General features: G+C 71.0%; 20 protein-coding genes and 1 pseudogene. 10 read left to right on the top strand and 11 right to left on the bottom strand.

Going from position 1 to position 20,292, the window contains the following annotated elements:
• Nucleotides 1-50: 50 nt before the first annotated feature.
• Both G3I19_RS09830 and G3I19_RS09825 read right to left on the bottom strand, forming a co-directional pair.
• A complete protein-coding gene (locus G3I19_RS09830; RefSeq protein ID WP_164262195.1) occupies nucleotides 51-1,421 on the bottom strand; it encodes a DEAD/DEAH box helicase in 1,371 nt (456 codons plus the stop codon).
• Nucleotides 1,422-1,687: 266 nt separating this feature from the next.
• Nucleotides 1,688-2,851 carry a glutathione-independent formaldehyde dehydrogenase gene (locus G3I19_RS09825; RefSeq protein WP_164262178.1) on the bottom strand — a complete coding sequence of 388 codons (1,164 nt, stop codon included), beginning with the start codon at nucleotides 2,849-2,851 and terminating at the stop codon, nucleotides 1,688-1,690.
• 329 nt (nucleotides 2,852-3,180) lie between these two features.
• Between G3I19_RS09825 and G3I19_RS09820 the strand changes: the two genes are divergently transcribed.
• Nucleotides 3,181-3,747: a DJ-1/PfpI/YhbO family deglycase/protease gene (locus G3I19_RS09820; RefSeq protein WP_164262176.1), complete on the top strand. Its 567-nt coding sequence runs from the start codon at nucleotides 3,181-3,183 to the stop codon at nucleotides 3,745-3,747.
• Nucleotides 3,748-3,757: 10 nt separating this feature from the next.
• On the opposite strand, the gene G3I19_RS09815 is transcribed toward G3I19_RS09820, so the two are convergent.
• On the bottom strand, nucleotides 3,758-4,441 hold the full coding sequence (locus tag G3I19_RS09815) for an endonuclease (protein WP_164262174.1): 684 nt from the start codon (nucleotides 4,439-4,441) through the stop codon (nucleotides 3,758-3,760).
• Nucleotides 4,442-4,701: 260 nt separating this feature from the next.
• On the opposite strand from G3I19_RS09815, the gene G3I19_RS09810 reads away from it, so the two are divergent.
• The 3 genes and pseudogenes from G3I19_RS09810 (at nucleotide 4,702) to G3I19_RS09800 (ending at nucleotide 6,316) form a co-directional block, all read left to right on the top strand.
• A complete protein-coding gene (locus G3I19_RS09810) occupies nucleotides 4,702-5,253 on the top strand; it encodes a ferritin-like fold-containing protein (protein WP_164262172.1) in 552 nt (183 codons plus the stop codon).
• A gap of 126 nt (nucleotides 5,254-5,379) precedes the next feature.
• Nucleotides 5,380-5,554: pseudogene (locus G3I19_RS37365) on the top strand (transposase); the annotation flags it as partial.
• Nucleotides 5,555-5,794: 240 nt separating this feature from the next.
• The gene (locus G3I19_RS09800; protein ID WP_164262168.1) at nucleotides 5,795-6,316 is read left to right on the top strand and encodes a TerD family protein; all 522 of its coding nucleotides are present in this window, start codon (nucleotides 5,795-5,797) and stop codon (nucleotides 6,314-6,316) included.
• 101 nt (nucleotides 6,317-6,417) lie between these two features.
• Here G3I19_RS09800 and G3I19_RS09795 read toward each other — a convergent pair whose 3' ends face one another.
• Entirely contained in the window at nucleotides 6,418-7,452 is a 1,035-nt protein-coding gene (locus G3I19_RS09795) for a methyltransferase (RefSeq protein WP_164262166.1), read from the bottom strand.
• Nucleotides 7,453-7,575: 123 nt separating this feature from the next.
• Between G3I19_RS09795 and G3I19_RS09790 the strand changes: the two genes are divergently transcribed.
• On the top strand, nucleotides 7,576-7,788 hold the full coding sequence (locus G3I19_RS09790; protein WP_164262164.1) for a hypothetical protein: 213 nt from the start codon (nucleotides 7,576-7,578) through the stop codon (nucleotides 7,786-7,788).
• A 76-nt stretch (nucleotides 7,789-7,864) separates the two neighbouring features.
• Here G3I19_RS09790 and G3I19_RS09785 read toward each other — a convergent pair whose 3' ends face one another.
• Nucleotides 7,865-8,572, bottom strand: coding sequence for a TetR/AcrR family transcriptional regulator C-terminal domain-containing protein (locus tag G3I19_RS09785; protein WP_164262162.1), 708 nt, complete (start codon nucleotides 8,570-8,572; stop codon nucleotides 7,865-7,867).
• A 71-nt stretch (nucleotides 8,573-8,643) separates the two neighbouring features.
• Between G3I19_RS09785 and G3I19_RS09780 the strand changes: the two genes are divergently transcribed.
• The gene (locus G3I19_RS09780) at nucleotides 8,644-10,236 is read left to right on the top strand and encodes an MFS transporter (protein WP_164262159.1); all 1,593 of its coding nucleotides are present in this window, start codon (nucleotides 8,644-8,646) and stop codon (nucleotides 10,234-10,236) included.
• Between the two features lie 66 nt (nucleotides 10,237-10,302).
• Here the strand turns inward: G3I19_RS09780 and G3I19_RS09775 are convergent, their stop codons facing one another.
• The 6 genes from G3I19_RS09775 to G3I19_RS09750 all read right to left on the bottom strand — a co-directional run bounded on the left by G3I19_RS09775 (nucleotide 10,303) and on the right by G3I19_RS09750 (nucleotide 16,125).
• A complete protein-coding gene (locus G3I19_RS09775; RefSeq protein WP_164262157.1) occupies nucleotides 10,303-11,163 on the bottom strand; it encodes a SagB family peptide dehydrogenase in 861 nt (286 codons plus the stop codon).
• Nucleotides 11,160-11,969 carry a hypothetical protein gene (locus G3I19_RS09770; RefSeq protein WP_164262155.1) on the bottom strand — a complete coding sequence of 270 codons (810 nt, stop codon included), beginning with the start codon at nucleotides 11,967-11,969 and terminating at the stop codon, nucleotides 11,160-11,162. The genes G3I19_RS09775 and G3I19_RS09770 overlap by 4 nt, the downstream gene beginning before the upstream one ends.
• A gap of 41 nt (nucleotides 11,970-12,010) precedes the next feature.
• Nucleotides 12,011-12,967, bottom strand: coding sequence for a TOMM precursor leader peptide-binding protein (locus G3I19_RS09765; protein ID WP_164262152.1), 957 nt, complete (start codon nucleotides 12,965-12,967; stop codon nucleotides 12,011-12,013).
• Nucleotides 12,968-13,092: 125 nt separating this feature from the next.
• The gene (locus G3I19_RS09760) at nucleotides 13,093-13,281 is read right to left on the bottom strand and encodes a hypothetical protein (protein WP_164262149.1); all 189 of its coding nucleotides are present in this window, start codon (nucleotides 13,279-13,281) and stop codon (nucleotides 13,093-13,095) included.
• A 115-nt stretch (nucleotides 13,282-13,396) separates the two neighbouring features.
• On the bottom strand, nucleotides 13,397-14,872 hold the full coding sequence (locus G3I19_RS09755; protein WP_164262146.1) for a YcaO-like family protein: 1,476 nt from the start codon (nucleotides 14,870-14,872) through the stop codon (nucleotides 13,397-13,399).
• Complete coding sequence (locus tag G3I19_RS09750; protein WP_164262143.1) at nucleotides 14,869-16,125, bottom strand: cytochrome P450; 1,257 nt, start codon at nucleotides 16,123-16,125, stop codon at nucleotides 14,869-14,871. Before G3I19_RS09750 ends, G3I19_RS09755 begins: the two co-directional genes overlap by 4 nt.
• A 547-nt stretch (nucleotides 16,126-16,672) precedes the next feature.
• Between G3I19_RS09750 and G3I19_RS09745 the strand changes: the two genes are divergently transcribed.
• From G3I19_RS09745 to G3I19_RS09730, 4 genes are all read left to right on the top strand, one after another.
• Nucleotides 16,673-17,599 carry a SagB/ThcOx family dehydrogenase gene (locus G3I19_RS09745; RefSeq protein ID WP_164262140.1) on the top strand — a complete coding sequence of 309 codons (927 nt, stop codon included), beginning with the start codon at nucleotides 16,673-16,675 and terminating at the stop codon, nucleotides 17,597-17,599.
• Between the two features lie 157 nt (nucleotides 17,600-17,756).
• Nucleotides 17,757-18,698 (top strand): TOMM precursor leader peptide-binding protein, encoded by a 942-nt coding sequence (locus tag G3I19_RS09740; protein WP_164262137.1) that lies wholly within the window; start codon nucleotides 17,757-17,759, stop codon nucleotides 18,696-18,698.
• Nucleotides 18,691-20,046, top strand: coding sequence for a YcaO-like family protein (locus G3I19_RS09735; protein ID WP_164262134.1), 1,356 nt, complete (start codon nucleotides 18,691-18,693; stop codon nucleotides 20,044-20,046). The genes G3I19_RS09740 and G3I19_RS09735 overlap by 8 nt, the downstream gene beginning before the upstream one ends.
• Nucleotides 20,024-20,292 (top strand): hypothetical protein (locus tag G3I19_RS09730; protein WP_164262132.1); only part of this gene is annotated, 269 nt, incomplete at its 3' end. The genes G3I19_RS09735 and G3I19_RS09730, both read left to right, overlap by 23 nt.

The following is a 20,292-nucleotide window of genomic DNA, read 5'->3' as shown; positions in this document are numbered from 1 at the left end:
AGGCGGCGGCGGGGCGCCAGGTCCCCTCCAGGCCACCAGGCCCGTCCGGGTCAGCGGCCCTTGCGTACCCGGGCGGCCGCGCGTGCTTCCGCCGTCCTGCGGGCGTCGGCCGTTCTGCGGGACTCCTTGGCCCGGCCCGGACGCGTACCCATGCCGCGGAAGGGGGCATTGCCGCCGCCCTTCCCCTCGATCGGCGGCCGCTTCGCCCCGGTGATGGCGGTCAGCCTCTCCTCGCCGGAGCGCACCTGGGTGACTGTCGGCCGGATCCGGGCCTCGGTCATGATCCGGTTCACGTCCCGCCGCTGGTCCGGGGTGACCAGCGTGACCACGTTCCCGGACTCCCCGGCGCGGGCCGTACGCCCACCACGGTGCAGGTAGTCCTTGGCGTCGGCAGGCGGGTCGACGTTGACGACGAGGTCGAGCGCCTCGATGTGGATGCCGCGCGCCGCGACATTGGTGGCCACCAGGACGGTGATCTCACCGTCCTTGAACTGCGCGAGCGTGTGGGTGCGCTGGGGCTGCGACTTCCCGCTGTGCAGGCCGCCGGCCCGTACGCCGCTGGCCCGCAGGTGCCGGGTGAACTGGTCGACGCCCGCCTTGGTGTCCAGGAACATCAGGACCCGGCCGTCCCGCGCGGCGATCTCGGTCGCGGTCGCGTACTTGTCGGCGGGGTGGACGTTCAGCACATGGTGTTCCATCGTGGTGACCGAGCCCGCCACCCGGTCGAGCGAGGTCACGACCGGCTCGTGCAGATAGTTCCGCACCAGCTGGTCGACATTGCGGTCGAGGGTGGCCGAGAACAGCAGCCGCTGCCCGTCCAGGCGGACCTGGTCCAGGATTTCCGAGACCTGCGGCAGGAACCCCAGGTCACACATCTGGTCCGCCTCGTCCAGCACCGTGATCCGCACCTGCCGCAGATCGCAGGACCGACGCGATACGAGGTCGGCGAGCCGCCCGGGTGTCGCGACGACCACTTCGGCTCCGGTCCGCAGCAGCGCAGCCTGCCGGTTGATCGCCAGCCCGCCCACCACCGTCGCCAGCCGCACATTGAGCGCCTGGGCGTAGGGCGCCAGCGCGTCGCTCACCTGCTGTGCGAGCTCCCGGGTCGGCACCAGGACCAGTGCGAGCGGGCACTTCGACTCCGCTCGCGCATCCGCCGTCCGCGCCAGCAGCGCAAGCCCGAAGGCAAGCGTCTTGCCCGAGCCGGTCCGGGCGCGGCCGAGGACATCACGCCCGGCCAGCGCGTTGGGCAGGGTGGCCGCCTGGATCGGGAAGGGCTCCGTCACGCCGAGGCCGGCCATCGTCGCCGTCAGCTCCGGCGGCAGCCCGAGTGCGTCGAAGGACTCGACGGGCGGCAGACTGCTGGCGGCCCCCTGCGGCGTGGTGAGTTCGCCCTTCGGGGCCGGCGGCTTCGCGTTCATGGGGGACCCTTCCTCGGTCTGGCGCCCGGAACGCGCCGGGGCCCGTACCCCTCGGTACGGGCCCCAACGGTTTTCGAAGCGTGACCCCAGTTTATCAGTGGGTCTCCTGGCAGTGGGCCGCTTATGAGTGGGCCGGTGGGCCCCGCGCGGTCCGGCCCGTCGGCGGGCGCGACCGGCGCGCCCAGGCCTCCGGGTCTCGCCGTCACCCGGTCGCGCAGGTTCGAGCACGCGGATCACCCGCGGAGCGGGGGCCGCGCGCCCGAGGGTCAGGCGGAAGGGCCGTCGGGATGGAGCACGACCTTGGTCCACCCGTCCTCACGCGCGTCGAACTTCTCGTACGCGATGGACGCCTCGTCGAGGCTGAGCTCGTGGGAGACCAGGAAGCTCGGCTCGGCCTTCCCTCCCGCGATGAGGTCGCGCAGGGCGCGGTTGTAACGCTTGACGGGTGCCTGACCGGTGCCCATCCGCTGGCCCTTGAACCACATCAGGCCGTAGTCGAAGGCGACCTTGCCCTGTCCTTCGAGTTCTCCCTGGGCTTCGGCGCCGCCCGGATCCTCCGGAAGGAACACCCCCACCACGCCCAGCGATCCGGTGAACCGCACGGCGTCGATCAGGCCGTTGAGGGTAAGGGCCGCGTCCTCCTTGCCGTGGGGATCGTGGGCCTGGTAGCCGACGCACTCGCAGCCGTTGTCGGCGCCCAGTCCGAGTGTGGCTTCCTTGACCACTTCGGCCGGGTCCTCGCGGCCTGTATCGATCGGGATCGCCCCGATCTCCTCCGCGATGCGCAGCCGGTCGGGCTGGTGGTCGGCGACCCACACACGCCCGGCGCCCTTGAGGAGCGCCGAGTAGGCGGCCATCAGACCGACCGGGCCGGCCCCGTAGACGATGGTCTGGTCGCCGGGCTTCACATCCGCCATCTCGGTGGCGTGGTAGCCGGTGGGGAAGATGTCGGAGAGCATCACGTAGTCCACCTGCCGCTCGGCCGCGTCCTCGCCCAGCCGCAGGGCGTTGAAGTCGCCGTACGGGACCCGCAGCAATTCGGCCTGTCCGCCCTGGTACGGGCCCATCTCCGCGAACCCGTACGCGGCCCCCGCCTTGGCGGGTTCCGGCTGCATGGTCAGGCAGTAGTTCGTCAGCCCCTTCTCGCACTGTTTGCAGAAACCACAGGCGATGTTGAACGGGAGGACGACGTACTCGCCGACCTTGACCTTGCTGACGCCGGACCCCACCTCGACGACCTGCCCCAGGTTCTCGTGCCCGAGCGTGCGCCCGGTCTCGAACGAGGTCCGCCCCTCGTACATGTGGAGATCGGAGCCGCAGATGTTGGTACTGGTGATCTTCACGATGATGTCGCAGGGATGCTCGATCCTCGCGTCCGGTACGTCCTTCACTGTGACCGTCCGCGGTCCTTCGTACACTGCTGCCCGCATGGCGGACCGCCGCCCTCTCTTCTGCTCGGTATGGGCACACAGCAGCCACGACCCCGCTGACCGGTCGACCGGCGCGTCGCCCCGGAACTGCCGGAGTCACGGACGCGGCCTGCTGAACCACCCGCTCCATCAACCGTCCCACCGCGGCTCGAACTGTCAAATCCGCGGCGCATCGGGCGAGCCATGGCGGGAAACCCGAATGGATCGTCCACTGGGGTACTCAGCCGCATACGGGCAGAATGAGAAACAAGGCCCGGAGCTGTCCGCGCCGGGCCTCCGTATGGACTCGGCCCCTTCGGCCGACGGATTGTACGAAGGAAAGGCGCATCATGGCTGACAAGCCGCTCAATGGTCACCGCGTCCTCGCACTCGTCACCAATTACGGTGTCGAGCAGGACGAATTGCTCGTTCCTCTCAGGCGGTTGCGCGAGGACGGCGCCGACGTCACTGTCGCCGCCGCCACGGCGGAGCCCATTCTGACTCTGGTGGGTGACAAGGATCCCGGCGAGACCGTACAGCCCACCGCCACCTTCGACACGGTGGATCCGGCCGCCCACCAGCTGCTGCTGATCCCCGGCGGCACCATCAACGCCGACAACCTCCGGCTGAACGACAAGGCGATCGGCGCGGTCAAGGCGTTCGCGGCTTCGGGCCGCCCGATCGCCGCGATCTGCCACGGCCCCTGGGCCCTGGTCGAGGCGGATGTCCTCCGGGGCAAGACGCTCACGTCCTATCCCTCCGTGCGGACCGACATCCGCAACGCGGGGGCCAAGGCATGGGTGGACGAACCAGTGGTGAGCGATCCCGAGGGCGGCTACACGCTGGTGACTTCCCGGACACCGAAGGACCTCGACGACTTTCTCGGCGCGGTCCATCACGCCCTGGTCGGCCCCTGAACCGCAGGTGTCAGCGGCTGTGGGGCTTGCGCGCAGCCGCGCCCGTCCTCTCCCGTACGTCCTCCACGACTGATGTGTCGAGCGCGGCTCGTACGAGGGCCGCGGCGAAGACGGCCAGCTGCTGCGCGGACACCAGCTTCGCGAGCCGGCGGGGGGCCGTGGGCAGCCCGAGACGCTCTGCCCCCTGCACCGCCTTTCCGTCGAGGTAGGGCTCCAGCTCCGTCCAGATCCCCTGAACCTCACGCAGGAAGATGGCCGCCCCGGCCGGGCCTATCCCGGGCAGTTCCTGGAGGAGTTCCGCCATGCGTTGCGGGTCGCCGTCGGCTTCTTCGCGCAGACGCCGCAGGTCGCCGCCGTAGCGCTCCCGGAGGAATGCCGCACCCTTGCCGAGGGTGGTGGACGTGCTCTCGTCGTACCGCCGGTAGTGGCCGGCGCCCAGGGCGTCCACCCGCTGCTGCCAGGTGGCGTCCTGCATCCGGCGGGGGGTGCGCATGTCCGCCTCGAACAGTTCGCGGGCCGCGTCGACGGCGACCGAGGCCCGGATTCGGGCGCTGAGGAGACAGGCGAGGACGAGTAGTTGGTAGAGCGGCTGGGGAGTGTCCCGGAGCCGGATTCCGGCCTGGGCGGCGTAGGTCTGTCCGTGCGTGTCGAGCAGCGCGCGGGCTGTTTCGCGGCGCGTGGCCGTGGTGCTCATGACGACGTCCTCCTGAGCGTAGGGGCGGCCGCTTCGGACTCCGTACGACTGAATTGTCCCAAAGCGGATGGACGGCCGCAGAGGCAGAGGCAGGCTGCGGTATTTCCCCGGCGCGCGGCGCCGCGGTGGTTCTCCTGCAAACGATGTGCGGGGGCAGATCGCCGGGCGAGTCGGGCCGAAGCCGGGAAGTTCGCTGATTATCCTTTCGGGGCCGCTTGAAGACTCCATTCCTGAGTGCTCGATGACTGATGGGAATCCCCGTGAAGAATCAGTTCGCCATCGACGTGACGAGAATCCGCGAAGAGGCTCGGAAAAACATCACCAAAGGGCCGGTAACCCCCGCGAACACCGCTGACCTGGAACGCCTCATCGAGGTGCTCAACCAGGTCGTCGCCACCGAAATGGTCTGCTATCTGCGTTACACACAGAACGCGATCGTGGCGCAGGGCATTCACCGGGAGCAGGTCACCGACATGTTCCGTGAGCACGCCACGGAGGAACTCGACCATTTCCAGCGCGTGTCGGACCGGATCAACCAGCTGGGCGGGAGCCCCGACCTGGATCCTGGCACCCTCGTGGCCCGCTCCCACACGGAGTACGAGACACCTGCGGAGACCGACCTCCAGGAGATGATCCGGGAGAATTTCGTCGCCGAGCGGATCGTCATCGAGACCTACACGGAGATCGTCCGGTGGATCGGCGAGAGCGACCCCACGAGCCGCCGGCTCATCGAGGACATTCTCAAGGAGGAAGAAGACCACGCGGACGAGCTGAACGACCTCTACCAGCCCTCGTCGGCGGGTAACGCCTAGGACTTTTGCCGGTTCTTCACGCGACGTGACGGCGGTTGGCTCGTTGCTCCGCCGGCGGACGACGTGTTCGCGCGTGCTCGTGCGCTCGTGCGCTCGCGTGCTCGCCTGACCGTACTGGCCGCCGACGACGCGGTACCGATCGCGGACGAGGCCGGCGACCGGAAGAAGGGCACCAGGAGCGCGGGCGTGCGGCGGCAGCACACCGGCACCGCGGGACGGATCGAGAACTCCCAGATCAACGTGCACCTGTCCTGCCCCTCCCCGGCTCGGGCGCACCCTGATCGACCGGGAGCTCTACCTGGCCAGGGGCTGGGCCGATACCTCAGCCCTCAGATCCTGAAGTTCCTTGTCGATGAGCACGTCGGCCCCGTCACCTCATTTCCGGACCGCGAACTGTGTTTCGGGGGCAGGCCGTACTGCTGCACCGCTGGGCCCGGAGCCTCGGCCATCCTGCGCCGGCCTTGCATCAAGAGCAGTGTCAGCGGCCATACTTGATCACGCGGGGGTTCTCCCGCGGTGATGCGACGAGGGGGAAGACGGCGTGAACGGCGAACTGGGCAAGGTCGAGGTAAGGCTCCGGTGGGATCCGAGCCCGCTGGGGGAGGCACCGCACCATCTGGACATCATCGGCGCGGTCTACTCCGCCGACGACCCCCGGGGGCGGCCGGCGTACGTCGTCCACACCGAGAGCCGTTCCCCGGACGGCACCATCACCATGGACCGGCACAGCGAGACCGGCCAGGGTCTCGGCTTCGATGAAGTGATGGTCCTGGAGTTCGACCGGATCCCGTCCGACTACGGCCGGGTGGTGGTGGGGGTGGCGATTCACCAGAACGCCGGGCCTCTCACCTTCGGCGAGATCGCCAACCCCGGTGTGGTCGTCGTCGAGCGGTACCGGGAACTCCTCGAGGACGACTTCGCGCAGCTTGCGGGGGCCACTGCCGCGACAGTCGCGGAGTTCACCCGGGACGGATCCGCGGGCTGGGAGCTGCGCGAGATGCTCCGCGGCTTCGACAGCAATCCGGTGGACTTCATGGCCGAGATGGGCACGGTCGGCGAGTGACGGCGCCTGACATGAACAGGGACGTGACCGAGAGGAGACCCGGTCACGGCTGAGTGCCGCGCCGGGACTCCCGCAGTCCTGGCCGCCCGGTCCGCGGTGCCTCAGGCGAGCCGCGCCTCGATGATGCTCTGCGGCGGGGTGGTCGGCGTGATCGAGGTGAGGGAGAAGCCGGCCCGCGTCAGGAGGGCGCGCCACTCGGCGGCGGTCCGCTCCCGTCCGCCGTTGTTCGCCATGACCTCGATGTCGATGAACTTCGCCCAGTCGAACCGGTCGTCCTCGGCGATGACCGCCTCGACGAGGATCAGCCTGGTGTGCGGCCGGCCCTTCATCGCGGCGGCGACGTCGGCGAGCAGGTCGGCGCACGCGTCGTCGGTGAAGCAGTGCAGGACGTTCTTGAGCACGTACGCGTCGGCATCGGTCGGCAGTTCGCCGATCGGGCTGAAATCGACACGGTCCGCCAGGGGGCCGTCGGCGAACCGGGCGCGCGCGGTCTCCAGCACGTCCGGGCGGTCGACGAGGACACCACGTGCGCCGGGGAGCGCGGTGAGCAGTCCGGAAAGGAGTTCGCCGTTGCCGCCGCCGATGTCGGCCAGGACCCGGAAGCGGGCGAAGTCGTAGTCCCTGGCGGCCTCTTCGGCGAGTTCCGCGGTCAGCGGACCCCAGGCGCCCTGGTAGCGGCGGGCCAGCTCAGGGGCGTGCGCGAGATGTTCGAACAGCGGTCGCCCGTGTGCGAGGTCGAAGGCGGGCCCTTCGCCGCGCATGGTGCCGGTGAGCGCGGCGAAGGAGGACATGGTCGCCGGATCACCCATGAAGAGGGTGAAGTCGCGCAGGCTGTTGGGCACGCCCGCGCGGAGTTTCTCCCCGACCACGGTCATTCGCCAGCCCGCGCCGCCCGGGTCGCGCGCCACCACGCCCAGGCAGGCGGCAGCGCGCAGTATCCGGCCCAGGGCGTCGGCTTCGGCGCCGACCCGCGCGGCGAGGGCCGGGGTGTCCAGCGGGCCGTCCGCGAGCGCCTCCGCGACGTCGAGCTCCGCGAGTATGACGATGGGCTGGGCCATCCACTTACCCGCCACGATGGTCATCAGCCGCACATGAGGCGGGAGTTGGGCCTGTGAGGACTCGGTCAGCTGGGTCATTGCTGCCTCCTGGGCAGATTCGCGCGGTGGGTGCGTCAGACGTGCTAACACTGTTCGCAAGAGATGCTAACCTCGGCGCTACAGGGACCGAAAGTCCCCTTCTCGCTGGCATGGGAGGACGCCATGAGGTGGCCGTGGCAGGGTGATCCGGAGGAGCGGGCCCGCCGTGAGGTGGAGCAGGACGAGCGCGACGGGCGCCGTCGCCAGGAGGAATTCCTGCGCGACGAACGGCGCCGAGTCGCGGAGGAGGAGCGCGACCGGGCGCAGCGCGAACGGCAGCAGGCCCGTGAACAGGCCCAGCGTGAAAGGCAGGAGAACCGGCGATGGCGCCGCTGACCATCGCCGCCGTCCACCGGCGCCGGCCTCGCGGGCATCCGGGACGCGGCGCTGGCCGGACCGGCCCGTGGGTACGTCAGCTGGTGGCGGAGCCCGTGCCGACCTGCAGCGCGAGACCGTCAAGCAGCAGTTCGAGACCGTAGCGGAACCGGGCGTCCAGGCCCGGTTCGGCCAGGAAGGGCGCCGCTTCGCGGACCCGTGGGAAGTCCTCGTCCGGGAAGTGCTCCAGGATGTTCCGGATGGACGTGAGCGTCAGCTCCCGGCTGAGCCCCGCCGCGTTGGACGCGGAGAGCGGCGCCTTCTCGTGCAGGACGAACCCCTGCACATGGACGATCACCAGATACAGCACATACGCGGAGTCACGCTGGTTCAGGCCGACGTCCCGCAGCGTCTGCAGGACCGGCTCGATCAGCCGTACGAGGTTCTTGCCGACAGCGAACCGGCCCGCCAGGACACGCTCGGCATCCCTGCGGCCCAGGAGGAAGGAGCGGTAGGTCGTGGCCACACGGGTCAGATACGAGCGCCAGTCGTCCTCGGGGCCGTATTCCAGAGACGGTTCGAAGTCGCCGAAGAGCGAGTCGGCCACCAGGTCGACGAGTTCCTCCTTGTTGTGCACGTGCCGGTACAGCGAGGCGGCCTGGGTGTCCAGGCGCTCGGCCAGCCGCCGCATCGACAGCGACTCCAGCCCGTCGTCCTCGATGAGTTCGCGGGCACAGCGGATGATCGCCGCCGTCGAGAGCGGCACCGCACGGCGCGTGGAGCCGCCCGACGTCTGTCGCGTCACCACGGCGTCCTCACCAGGGCCCGGCCGGGCGCCGGCCGCGCACAGGTCTTCCCCGACGCATTGGAGTGATCATGCCCACCGTTCATCCTGACTCCCGCGACGTGAGCGCTGCCGCGTCCCCGGCGGCCGCCGGCACCGCGTTGAGCCGCAGGCGCCGCACGGCGGCGCTGCTCGTGTTGTGCGTGTCCCTGTTCATGGCGATGCTCGACAATACCGTGGTCAATGTGGCGCTGCCCAGCATGCAGAACCATCTGGGGGCCGACATCAGCGATCTGCAGTGGATCGTCGACGGCTACAGCCTGAGCCTGGCCGCGCTGATGCTGACCGCGGGCACGGTCGGTGACCTCTTCGGACGCCGGAAGGTCTTCCTGTTCGGCCTGCTGCTGTTCGGCGCGGGATCCGCCGTGTGCGCGCTGGCCGGGCACGTCGGCATCCTGATCGCGGGCCGGGTGCTGCAGGGCGCGGGGGCCGCGGCCTTCATGCCCGGCACGCTGTCGATCATCCGGCAGATCTACACCGACGAACGCGAGCGGGCGATGGCCATCGGTATCTGGGCCGGGGTCTCCGGCCTCGGCCTCGGAGTCGGGCCGATCGTCGGCGGTCCCATCGTGGACCACTTCGGATGGACCTGGGTCTTCTGGCTCAATGTGCCGATCGCGCTGATCGGGCTCGTCGGCGGAGCCCTGCTCATCCCGGAGTCGTCGGACCGCGACGGCCGCACCCTGGACCCGGCCGGGCAGTTGCTCGGCATGGTGGTGATCGGCGCGGCGGTCTACTCCACGATCGAAGGCCCGTTGCGCGGCTGGAGCGACCACTTCGTGCTGGGCGGCTATGTGCTGGCCGTGGTCGCGCTGCCGCTGTTCGTACTGGTCGAGCTCAAGGTGAAGAGCCCGATGCTCGACCTGGCGATGTTCCGGGACCGGCTGTTCACCGGCGCCCTGCTCAACGGTCTCTTCCTGTACCTGGGCATGTTCTCGGTGCTGTACTTCCTGAGCCTGTGGCTGCAGGAGGTGCTGGGCTGGTCGGCCACCGGCGCGGGCCTCGTCGTCATGCCGGCGATGGTGGTGGTGGCGGCGGTGACACCCGTGGCGGGCTGGATCGCCGGGCGGATCGGCGCCGGGTACCCCATGACTGCCGGGCTGTTGGTCTCGGCTTTCGCGATGGCGGCGATGGCGCAGTTCGGCTCGGACGCGTCGTTCCGCTCCTACTGGTGGCTGCTGCCGGTGATCGGTCTGGGCATGGGTCTGGTGCTCACGCCCATCACGGCGACCGCGCTCGCCCGGGTCCCGGCCCGCCGGGCGGGCATGGCGTCCGCGTCCAGCAACACACTGCGGGAGCTGGGCGGTGTCATCGGTGTCGCTGCCCTGGGCTCGGCACTGACCGCGGCGATGCACCGCGATCTCGGACACCGCCTGACGTCGCTCGGGCTGCCGGCTGACGAGCGCGCCCGGCTCATGGACCGGCTCAACGGCGGTACGCGGCTCAGCGGCGGCGACCTGCCGGCGGCGGTGGCACACGCGGCCAACGAGTCGTTCGTGCGCGGTCTGCATGTGGCGGAGTACAGCGGCTCCGCGGTGCTGTTGTTCGGCTGCCTGCTGTCACTGGTGCTGGTGAGGCGGGGCCGGCTGGACCAGGACACGCAGGCCGCCCCGGACGGGGCCTGAGCGGGCGCGCGGAAGCCACGCGGCCGGTGTCCGGGGGAGACACGGGCCGCGTGGCTGGTCGGACGGTCAGGCGCGCGAGCCGACCGGCATGAGCAGCAGCGGGATGTCCTGTTTGCCGTCGAGGCCGAGTACCCCGGCCACCCGGTCCGAGTCGAAGCCGGCCACGGCGCAGACCCGCAGACCGAGCGAGGTGGCGCAGAGGTACAGGTTCTCGCCGACGAACCCAGCGTCGAAGTGGGCGAAACAGTAGGCTCGGTTGCCGTACTTCCACCGCCCCCGCGTCAGCGCCCCCGCGAGCACCAGCACCGCCCCCGCGCTGTACATCCACTCGGTGTCGGGACACGCGTCGACCAGCAGACGGCGCATGTCACCGCGGTTGACCAGCCGTAGCGCGTCGTCCTGCGGTGCGTAGAGATACGCGCCGGGTGCGACGCCCTCCACGTCGTGGACGACGACATAGATGTCGGTGGACTGGATCCCGCCGGCGCTCGGGGCGTAACGGCTGGGGAACGAGGGGCTGTTGTAGGCGGCCGTGGTGCCCCGGATGCCGTAGGAGTGGCTGAGGAGCCCGGCGATGTCCTCCAGGGCCAGCGGCCGTCCCGCGAAGTCACGGCGGGAGGCGCGGGCCGCGAGTACATCCTGCAACAGATGGGTGAGCTTGGGCAGTTCGCCGGGGAAGGACACCTCGGCCCGCCCGGCGCGGTCCGGCAGCACCTGTGGGGTCTGCGCGCCCTGCATCTCCGACCTGCTCGCCATGGACGCCGGGTCGTTGAGCGCCCGGTGGGCCACGGTGACGAGGTCGAGCACCGCGCGGTCGCCGGTGCGTTCGCGTACGCGCAGAGCCGGGCGCAGCATCGCGGCGAGGGCGTCGCGGTCGCGGGCCGAGAGCCCGGCCAGCAGGGTGTCGAGTTCGTCGGTGGTACTCATCGCCTGCTTCCTCCGTCGTGTGCGGCCCGGTCCTGCCACGGCAGCGGGATGACGGCCTGGACGGCGCGTTCCAGCCCGTCGAGGCCGAGCAGCCCGTGCATACGGTCGTCGTAGAAGTCCAGCAGCACGGGCGGGGCGCTGCCGGTCGCGTCGGCGATCGCGCGCACCAGCCGGTCGGTGAGGCGCCCCGCGGTCAGCAGCAGCCTGCGGTAGCCGCGCGGGCCCTGCAGGGCGGTCCAGCGCGGAGCGACGCCGACCACGAACAGCAGCGCGTCGGCCTGCGGGGCGGCCGGCAGCAGGCAGCCGTGGATCGCGGCCACCGTGTCGTCCGCGAGCCGGGAGTCGGTGAACAGCCAGTCCCTGCCGGGGAACCAGCGGTAGAGCCGCCCGTGCAGCAGCAGCATCAGGTCGGTGCCGTACAGCAGTTCTTCGCCGTCGTCTCCGAGCGAGCCCGGCAGGTCCACGCCCCAGGCGTCGCGTACCGCCGCCGCCGGCAGCACCGCACCTTCCGCCTCGGCCTCGCGCGGGTCCCACTCGTCGTCGTGCGGTGCGAACGCGCTGCCGTGGAACCACGCCAGGATCTCGCGGAACTCGCTGTCGTCCAGCGGCGCGTTGTGCGCACCCGCCGGGGACAGGGACGAGTTGACGTGGAAGAACTCCGCGGGGTCCGGGGTGCGGGCGGTCAGCCGGGCCTGGTACGTGGCGGACGGCGACGGCCGCAGTACCAGCGTCTTGGCCGGGTCCGACACGGGGGTCTCGTCCAGCGGTACGCCGCCCCGGCCGGTCGGGGGGAAGGCGGTCTCCATGGTCGCTCCCGTCGAGGAGGTGGGCCGGCGGGCCGGGCCCGTCACAGGAACGGGTTCCGGTAGGGCGCCCGCTGCGGACCGCAGGCAGGACAGCGCGGCAGTCTCATCACGTCCTGGTAGTCGATTTCCATGCGTTCGAAGTCGAACCGCACGGCGCGGCCGGAGGTGATCCGGTCGCTGCCGACCAGGTGTGCCACGACCGCCTCGATGGCCAGGCCGGAGACGATCTGCACCTGGTGCGGCGGGGGAGTGGCGGCCGGGCCGTGCGCGTCACGCGCGTGCCGCAGCTCCAGCATGTGACCGGTGAAGCCGACGGAGGAGTCGGTCAGCAGCTCGAACTCCAGATGGCAGGCGCTCTCGCCAGGGACGTGGGTGGGGCCGATGACACCCTCGCCGCCGTCGAAGTACACCGGGAGCCACGGGGTCTTGCCACGGAGCGCCGTGTCGTTGAGGGCGTGCAGCAGCGTCGAGTCGGGCCTGTCGAGGGCGACGACCACGAGGGTGGCGCCGGTGAACAGCTCCTCGGGGACGTCGTCGGGCGCAGGCGCCGGTACACGGCGGAGCGTGGCACCGGCCTCGGTGGCGCCGGAGGTGGCCAACTGGCCGGCCAGGGTGTCGGCGAGCGTCCCGTCCCCCATGACGGTGACCACCGAATCGCGCAGTGCGTCGTCGGGGGCGGATGAGGCGGGGAACACGGTGCGCAGATGGGTGTGGGCCGGGTCGGAACCGGCCGGGACCACGATGCCGCGCTGCGCGAGGTGGCTGAGTACGGCGGGGACGTCCAGCGACACCCCGGGCGCCGACTCCCGGGCCCAGGAGGCAAGTTCGTCCTCGTCGGCGCAGGTGCGCAGACGCTCCAGCAGGTCGGCGAGGACGCCGCCGCCCGCGTCGTCACGCAGCAGTTCCGCGTAGACAGAGCGGCTGCCGCGGCTGATCAGCACCTCGTCGTCGGTGCGCCGGACAAAACGCAGATGGGGGTTGAGCGTATAGAGGGTCATATGTGCCTTCCGCGAGTCGGCCGACTGGGTCCGGGCCCGGCATACCGGGCCGGGGACGGAGCGTGGTCCGGCGAATGCGCCGGTGCGGAGCCGTGCGGGCCCCGGACGGGACCCGCACGGGTGGTTCACCGGCCGGCAGGAACAAGCTCCGCCTGGTCGGTCTGTACGGCACTCATACCGGTCGCCACACCGCAGCAGCAGCAGCACAGGACTGAGGAGCTGCAGCAGGAAGCGGCCAGGATGGCCCGGCTCTCGGGGTTGGTGCTCCACTTCTCCGTGGGCACGTGTTCGGTGGTCAGGTCCATGGTGACCATGACTCCAATCGTGTCGGTCAAACCTTGTGAGGGGACAGCGCGCGGACGCGCCCCCGGCCGGACGGGCCGGCCGGAGTCCGTACGGCCATTCCACGGACCCGCGTGGTGGCACCGGTCAGGGGTACGGCAGCGGCGGAGCCGCCTGTGGCTCGCCGGTCAGCGGCGAGCGCTCCCCCAACCAGTCGCGCACCCGCGCGAACCGGGGGTGACCGAGCATGGGCCGGGACTGCAGGAACGGCTGCGTCAACTCGGGTACGAAGACCCGCATCAGCCGCAGGTGGGACAGTCCTTCGGGGGTGCGGTCGAAGACGACGGGGTCGATGCCGTGGCGGTCGAGCACGGCGCACAGCGCGGCGAGCCTGGCGGCGTCGGCCGGCCCGCCCTCACGGCGCGGCGGCGCCCCGCTGATGTCCGCGAGCGCGATCTCGTCCCCGGCACCACGGTGTGCGGTCAGCAGTCCGCGCAGCTCGCGGTTGCCGTAGTAGCCGAGGGACTGGACATAGGTGAGCATCTCCGACAGCGGGGCATCCGGGGCCAGATCGAACTGGCGGGCGAACAGCTGCGAGACCGGACGGTCGGGGGCGAGGAAGGAGGAGCGCAGGATGCGCTCGGACTGTCCGAACTCGCCGATCGCCTCGCTCAGCGCGGTCTCCGCGTCGAGGTCGGCGCCTGCCCCGGCACAGAACCCGAAGCGGTGTCTCCACGGCTCCACCCGCACCGCGGTGAAGACCGGGATCTCCGTGATGTCCAGCGAGTGGTACAGCAGGTCCACCGGCTCGTTCTGTACCGCCAGTTCGGCCAGCAGCGTACGCAGCCGGTGGCCGCGCGGCGCGGTGGTGACCGTGACCCGCTCCGGCGGCACCCGCAGGTACCAGCGGAGATTGAGCGCGTCACGCTCCACGATCTCGCGCACGCCGTGGTAGATCGCGGCCTCCCGCGTGACATGACTGCTCAGGCCACCGGACGAGCCGTAGCCGATGGACGCCTCGCCCGGTTCCGCCAGGTGCACCAGCTCCACCAGCTGGCTGGGAACCCACACCTCCTCGCCCGAGACCAGATGCGACCCGCGGGTCCAGCTGAGCGGCGTGCCGGTGGTGAACGGCTCGTAGACGAAGTCGGGGCGAGCGTACTGGGCGGCGGAGAACAGGGGGATCCGGTCCGGGTGCATGCACGGCACACCGGCCCTGCGCAGTTCGTCGTAGGTCCCCGAGCGCTGCTCCGCACCGCCTGTGCCGCGCAGCGATCCGATGACCCGCTCCACGGTCTCGCCTGCGCTGGAGGCGAACATGTCGAAGAGCGTGAAGCCCTTGCCGCCCGCGCTGATGCTGTCCTGGGTGCCGGGGTCGAGCGACGGCACGCCCGTCAGCCGCCGCAGCAGCCGGTCGATGCTGCTGAACGAGGCGGTGGACACATTGCTGTGCAGCGGCCCCGGCCCGGCGAGTTCGGTGAACACCTTCGTGATCGGGCCGCCCACCGGGTTGTACAGCGCGAGCAGTTCGGTCAGCGCGGCATGCTCCTCGTCGGCCATGGCCGCGGGGAACGCCTCGTGGCCCCGGTTGACCCAGGTGGAGCGCAGTACGGGCGCGGTCATCGCACACCGCTCGTGTCCGGGCCGGGCACGACCGGCAGCGCGGTGACGCCTCGCATCATCAGGTTGTCCCGCCACTGCAGTTCCTCCGCCGGGACCGCCAGCCGCACGGCCGGGAAGCGCTCGAAGAGGGCTGACAGCGCGACCCGGCCCTCCAGACGGCCGACGGCAGCGCCCAGGCAGTGGTGGATGCCGTGGCTGAACGCCAGATGGGGGCAGGCTCCCCGGTCCAGACGGAAGCTGTCGGGGTCGTCCACCATGTCCGGGTCGCGGCCGGCCGAGTTCAGCAGCGCGAGCACCGCGTCGCCGCTGCGTACCTGAACGCCCGCCAGGTCGAAGTCCTGGTTGGCGAAGCGCCAGGTCGGCACCTTCACCGAACCCTCGAGGCGCAGCGCCTCCTCGATCACCGCCTCCATCAACTCGGGCCTGGCACGCACCTGTTCACGCTGCTCGGGGTGGGTGAGCAGCAGCAGGGCGGTGTTGCACACGAAGTAGGCGCTGGACTCGTATCCGGAGAAGAACAAGTGGAAGACGACGTCGACAAGCTGGTGCGGGTCGAGTTCCTCCTCGCCCTCGCCCGCCGCGAGCAGCGCCACCAGGCCGTCGTCGCCGCCCCGTTCGCGGGCGCCCAGGACCCAGGGCACCAGGTGCCCACCGAGTTCGTCGGCGGCCTCCGCGAAGTCGTCGCCTTCGTCCAGCTCGGCGCGGGAGAAGGCGCGGGCGCAGGCGTGGAACGGTTTTGTCAGCTCCTGGGGCACGCCCAGCAGCCTGCACCCCACCTCGACCGCCAGGGGTACGGCGTAGTCGGCGAGCAGGTCGAAACGCTCCCGGCCCGCCGCCGCGTCCAGCAGTTCGGCCGCCCACCGCCGCATCGGCTCATCGAGGGAGGCGGCGTGGCGCGGGGTCATCGCCCGTGACATCAGCCGGCGCATCGATGTGTGCTCCGGCGGGTCTGTGCTCAGCAGGTGGCGGCCGAGGAGGGACACCTTCTCCTCGGGCCGGCCGCGGCCGATGGCCTCACGGACCGGACCGGCCGCAACGGCCGGGTCGGTGCTCAGCCGCGGATCGCCCAGCATCGACTTGACCTCCGCGTACCGGCTGACCACCCAGGGATCGAGACCCTCGCGGATGTGCACGCGCCGCACCGGCCCCTCCTCGCGCAGTCGGGCGTAGGCGGGGTACGGGTCGGCCGCCCACGCGGGCCCGAAGGGGGCGTCGGGAAGGTCCGCGGGCGGGCTGTTCACGCTGCTTGTCATCAATCCTCCTTCCGGCGGCACACCGGCCGGCCACAGCCCCTGAGTGCGCGCCGGGCCGGGATGTCCTGGCGGGCGAATTTGAGAGTAATCGCAGCGACATTCAATCCTTTCACCACCGCTGCTAACACTGTTCATTGGTGCAGTTTTCGGTGCACCAACGGGCGTTGTTCTTTCGGTACCTGCTGTGGTTGCCTGGCTTTGGCCGGATCGCCTGATGGCCTTTCCGGCCGAGTACGACAGGGATTGCCGGCCCGCCGGAATTAATTTCCCGGCCGGTCGATCTCGCGGTTCCTGGTTCTTCCCGTCGAGCGCCATTACCGAGGCGTTCACCATTCGAGGAGGTTCACCATGAAGCTCACCACCACCACCGTCACCGAGGACCGCGACGACCGTGAGGTCGTCGTGCCGGGCGCCTGTTCCTCCTGCTGTGGCGCCGTCGTGCGCCGCCGCGGCTGAGCTGTAGCCCAGTGATCGCCGGGTGCGGGCCCACGGCCCCGACGCCGCAGCCCGCACCCGGCTTCGCCCGCCCTTCGAAGAAGGAGCAGCCGTGACCGACCCGGTCTCCGCCTCGCCCCAGCTCTCCCGCGCGGCTGTGCTGGCAACCGCGCGCCGCTCCCGCGCCCCCGAGGCGGACGGCGTGGGACTGCGTACGCACTCCTTCCGCGCCGACAACGCCGGCGACCCCAGGCTGCCCCGGGTCGCCGAGGAGTTCCTGGTCTCCTCCCGCCTCAAGCGGTGGGACCGTCAGACACAACTGTCCATCTCCGCCTACTCGTCCGACCCGCTGGCGATGTGCTGGGCGTACAACGGCGCCGAACAGGTGCCGGACGGCATGCTGACGGCGCTGCCGCCGTCCGAGCCGGTCACCGAACCGCTGACCGAGGTCATCAACCGCAGGCGCAGCGAGCGTGTCTTCGCCGACGCGCCGCTCGGCGCCGACCGGCTGGCCGCGCTGCTGCGGCACGCCGCGGGCCCCACCGCCGAAGGCGAGGTCGAGACCGCCGACGGCGTGACGCTGACCGGCTCCTTCCACGCGGTGCCCAGCGCCGGCGGACTGCGGCCCGTCCAGGTGTGGGTGGCCGCCTCCCGGGTGGCAGGCGTGCCGGCCGGAGTGCACCGCTACCTCCCCGAACGTGACGCGCTGGCAGCGCACTCGGGCCCCGAGGGACTGGCCGCACTGCTCGACGCGCTGCAGGACTCCCCGGACGGACCGCACCCCCGGCAGGCCGCCGCTGTCGTCCTGCTGGTGGCGCGCCCGTGGCGGGCCATGCGCAAGTACGGGCCGCGCGGCATGCGCTTCGTGCTCCACGAGTGCGGCGCGCTGTCCCAGAACATTCATCTCGCGGTGACCGGCGCCCGTCTCGCGGCCACCGACTTCTCGGGTTTCTACGACGACGAGGCGAACGCCGCACTCGGCATCGACGGCGTTCTCGAGGCCCTGCTGCACACGGTCCTCGTCGGACTTCCCGCATGACACCGCGGCCGGGCTGCACGGAATTCAATTCAGAGCTCACTCCACTTTCCGGGACGGAGGTTTCTCGGTGACGGGCAGAAATCCCCGAGTGCGTCAATCGGTCACGGTGATCGGGCACAGCCCGGACATCGTTGAGTTCCGAACGGGCATTTGGAATATGCAGTCGTACACGGTCACCGACGACAGCGGCGGCGGAAAGATGTTCGCCCTCGTATCGGCCCTGGACGGCACCACCACCCCCGGGGAACTCGCCGATCGGCACGGCGTCGCACCGGAGGAGGTAGCGGCCCTGACCGGCCACCTCGCGGACCTGGGGGTGCTCCAGGACGGCCCGGAGAGCGCGCTCGACGCCTACCTCGACGAGGTGTCCGGGCTCGGCCGCGCGGAACCGGCCGAGCAGGCCACGCAGGTGCTGCTGCTCGGCGATCCGGCACTGACCGATTCCGTGCACGCCGCCATGGGAAACGGGCACGGACTGCCGGTGCTGCGCCCCGGCTCCGACGACCCGTTGGTGAGGCGGCTGGCGACCGTCGATCCGGCCGTGCTTCACGACGGGCTCCAACTGCGCACCCTGGAGGCGGAGTTCGAGCCCTGGCGAGGAGCGTTCGCGGTGGTGGCCGCCTCGGTGATCGACCCTCAGCGCTTCCAGGTCTTCAACCGGCTCGCCGCCCGGCTGGGCATCACCTGGCTGCACGGCGCCGTCGACGGGCCGTACGTCTTCGCCGGTCCCACCGTGCTGCCGGGCCGGTCCGCCTGCTACGAGTGCTTCGAGACCCGCGTGGTGATGAACCTGCGCGAGAAGTCCTCCTACGTGCGTTACAAGGAGGCGCTGGCCCGCGGCGCCGCCCGGCTCGGCAGCCGCCCTTCGGCCGCTCCCGTCACCGCGCTGCTCGGCTCGCACCTGGCCCTGGAGGCCGTCAACTACCTCCACACCGGGACGGCTTTCACCATCGACAAGGCACTGGGCATTCACCTGCCGACCATGGAGATCGCCTACAACGAGGTGCTTCGGCTGCCCGGCTGCGCGGGCTGCGGCATCGTGGTCGAACGCGACGACTCGCCGCTCTACTACGACCCGAGGGCGTGGCTGGATGTCTGAGCCGATGGCCCTGTCGGTACGGCAGGACGAGATGCAGCGCGCCGAGGCCCTCAGGCGCCGCATGCACGGCCGGCTGTGCGGAGTGGTGCCGGTGCTCGACCACCTCACCCGCAGCAGGAGCGACGCGCGCATGCTCATCGCAAGCGCCGACCTGGCCGGGGTGCACCTGCTCCAGGACCTGCCCGCGCCGAAGGCCGGCAGCTTCCACCTCGGGGGCTTCGGCACCGAGCCGTTCGAGGCGCAGATCCGTGTGCTCGCCGAGTCCCTCGAACGCTACGCCTGCAACGTCGCACCCCTGGAGGGGCGCTTCCCGGTGCGCTACGCCACTCACCGGGAGCTGGCCGCAGCCGGCGAGAACGTCCCCACCGAGGCGCAGCTGACGCTGTTCAGCGCCGCCCAGCACGGCAGCGGCGACTTCTGGTTCGACCGGTTCGACCCGGAAGCGGAACTCGGCTGGGTCCAACTGCCTTCGCTGCTCGGCCGGTTCAGCGGGTGGATACCGGCGCAGTGGTACTTCCTCGGTTACGCGCCGCCCGACCGCGAGCCGTGGATCGCGCCGGCCGTCACCACCGGCGCCGCCGCGCACACCGACCCCGACGCAGCCCTGGCCGCCGCGCTGTCGGAGGCGGTGCAGATCGACTCGGCCATCGGCCACTGGCACGGCACCCGCCCCAGCGTGCGCATCACCGGCGACCGCCGCACGAGCATCATCGACAACCTGGTGCGTGAGGTGTTCCCGCGCGGCGACCTCGCCCCGGAGTTCCACCTGCTGACCAACCCCGATCTGCCCGGATTCACGGTGGCCTGCCTGCTGCGCCGCCCGCCGGGACTGGTGCCGCAGATCGCGGTGGGCCTCGGCAGCGGCACCAGACTGGTCAACACCATGTACCGGGCGCTGCTGGAGGCAGCCGGCGTGCGGTGGCTGGCCGGCTGGCTGGCCGTGGAGCGGCGGATCGACCACGGGCCCGGCGAACACCGGCCAAGCGGCGACGAGTTCTACGACCTGGAGGCCAACGTCGGCACCTACGCGGCCGCGGACGGCGCCAAAGTGGTCGAGGACCGCTTCGCCGCCTGCGACGAGGCCGCGGCGGGCGACCTGCCGGCGGACGACGACCGGCCGCGCAGGGAACAGATCGCCGCGCTGGTCGACGCGTACCGGGGCAGCGGCAAGGACCTGTTCTTCGCCGACCTGACCACCACCGACGTCCGGGCGCTGGGTTTCACCGTCGTGCGGGTCTTCTCGCCCGACACCCTGGTGCTGCCGCTGCCCGCGGCGCCGCCGGCCGCCCACCCCCGGTTCGCCGCCTACGGAGGCTTCCACCACGATGCCCCTCACCCTTACCCCTGACCTGCGGCTGTACCTGCTGATGGGGCTGGGCCTGTGCGCGCTCGCCGCGCTGAATCTGGCGGGGGCCGTGCACAGCCGCTACCTCGACGACCGGGGGACGCCGATGCTGCCGGTCTACGTGGTTCTCTGCGCCGCGGTCACCGCCGGCGGGCTGCTCGTACAGGGCCCCGGCGTGCTGTGGCGCGCCTCGCCCTCCCTGTCCCCGGCCTGGCGGCTGGCCGCTGCGGCCGGGGCGGGCGCGGCGGT

The organism is Streptomyces sp. SID10853 (assembly GCF_010548145.1).
GTDB lineage: Bacteria > Actinomycetota > Actinomycetes > Streptomycetales > Streptomycetaceae > Streptomyces.
The sequence above is the reverse complement of the archived record's forward strand: the minus strand, read 5'-3'. Positions and strand labels throughout refer to the sequence as shown.